Annotated in this window: 3 protein-coding genes; 2 read left to right on the top strand and 1 reads right to left on the bottom strand. The window is 71.3% G+C overall.

Annotated elements, in window-relative coordinates; genetic code table 11:
* Positions 1-285 (top strand): chorismate-binding protein (locus BN903_RS05095; RefSeq protein ID WP_048076668.1); only part of this gene is annotated, 285 nt, incomplete at its 5' end.
* On the top strand, positions 282-875 hold the full coding sequence (gene trpG, locus BN903_RS05090) for an anthranilate synthase component II (protein WP_048076667.1): 594 nt from the start codon (positions 282-284) through the stop codon (positions 873-875). The genes BN903_RS05095 and trpG, both read left to right, overlap by 4 nt.
* A gap of 10 nt (positions 876-885) precedes the next feature.
* Here the strand turns inward: trpG and BN903_RS05085 are convergent, their stop codons facing one another.
* A complete protein-coding gene (locus BN903_RS05085; protein WP_048076666.1) occupies positions 886-1,581 on the bottom strand; it encodes a molybdenum cofactor biosynthesis protein B in 696 nt (231 codons plus the stop codon).

The raw sequence follows: 1,581 nt of genomic DNA, 5'->3' as shown, positions 1-1,581 counted from the left end.
GGGGCGTACGGCGGCGGCGTCGGCTACTACGCGTGGACCGGCGACGCCGACTTCGCGATCGTGATCCGGACTGCGACGCTCGACGAGAGCGGCGACGAGTCGGTCGTCGGCGTGCGGGCGGGCGCGGGGCTCGTCGCGGACTCCGACCCGGCCGCGGAGTACGAGGAGACCGAACAGAAGATGGACGGCGTGTTGACCGCGATCGACCGGATCCGCGAAGACGCTGGTGGCGAGGCCGAAAGCGGCGAAGAGCCGCTCGCCACCGGCCCGGAGGGCGAGCGATGAAGGTCGTCGTCGTCGACAACTTCGACTCGTTCACCTACAACCTCGTCGAGTACGTCTCCGACCAGCGGATCGACGGCGAGCCGGTCGGCGTCGAGGTGTTCAAAAACACCGCGTCGCTCGACGCGATCGAGGGGGCCGACCCCGACGCGGTGATCATCAGCCCCGGCCCCGGACACCCGAAGAACGACCGCGACGTGGGCGTGACGATGCCGGTGCTGCGCGACCTCTCGCGGCGGGTGCCGACGCTCGGCGTCTGCCTCGGGCTGGAGGCCGCCGTGTACGAGTACGGCGGGACCGTCGGCCACGCTCCCGAGCCAGTCCACGGGAAGGCGTTCGCCGTCGACCACGACGGCGAGGGCGTGTTCCGCGGGTTAGATCAGGGGTTCCGCGCCGGCCGCTACCACTCGCTGGCGGCGACCGAGGTGCCCGACGCGTTTGAGGTCACCGCGACGACTGACCACGACGGCGAGTCGATCGTGATGGGGATCCGCGGCCGCGACCACCCGATCGAGGCGGTCCAGTTCCACCCGGAGAGCGTGTTGACCGGCTCCGGTCACGACCTCATCCGGAACTTCCTCACCGGGGTCTGACCGCGGCTCGTCAGGCGTCGCCGTCCCCCGAGGGGTCGTCCGCGGCTCCCGCGTCCGCGGACGCGTCGTCGGTGGCTTCCTCCGTTCCTTCCGCTTCCTCCGCTTCTTCCGACTCTTCCGTCTGCTCTTCGCCGCGTTCGTCGACTCCCCGCCCGGCGAGTCCGACGAGGTGGCCGACCTCGGGGAGGATCACCTCGTCGACGCCGAGCCGGACCGCGCTCTCGGAGCCGGGGAGACAGAACACCGGCGTCGCGGAGACGACACCGGCGGTCGCGCGCGACCCGATCGTCCGCGTCCCGATCTCCTCGTAGGAGAGCCGGCGGAACAGCTCGCCGAACCCCGGCAGGCGCTTCGCGAGCAGTCCACGGACCGCCTCCGGCGTCACGTCGTCAGGGGTGACGCCCGTGCCGCCGGTGGTCACCACCGCGTCGGTGTCCTTCCGTCGAGCGAGCCTGTCGACGGTCCCCTGAACGCTGTCGTAGTCGTCCGGGATCAGTTCGCGGACGGCGACCTCGTGGCCCGCCTCCTCGAAGGCGGCCGCGACGTAGTCGCCCGCCGGGTCCTCGTCCGCGCTCCGCGACGACGACACGGTGACGACCGCGACCGCGACGGAGTCGACGTCGTGGTGGTGATGGGCGTGGCCGTCCCCGTGGTCGTCGCCGTGTTCGTCGTGCCCCTCGTCGCTTCCGTGGTCGTGACTCGTCAT

Source organism: Halorubrum sp. AJ67 (genome assembly GCF_000513435.1).
Note: the sequence above shows the minus strand (reverse complement) of the source record. Positions and strands in the feature narration are given on the sequence as shown.

Excerpts from the sequence above, each read along its gene's own strand:
- BN903_RS05085 (WP_048076666.1), bottom strand. The coding sequence starts at position 1,581 with ATGACGAGTCACGACCACGGAAGCGACGAGGGGCACGACGAACACGGC.
- trpG (WP_048076667.1), top strand. The coding sequence starts at position 282 with ATGAAGGTCGTCGTCGTCGACAACTTCGACTCGTTCACCTACAACCTC.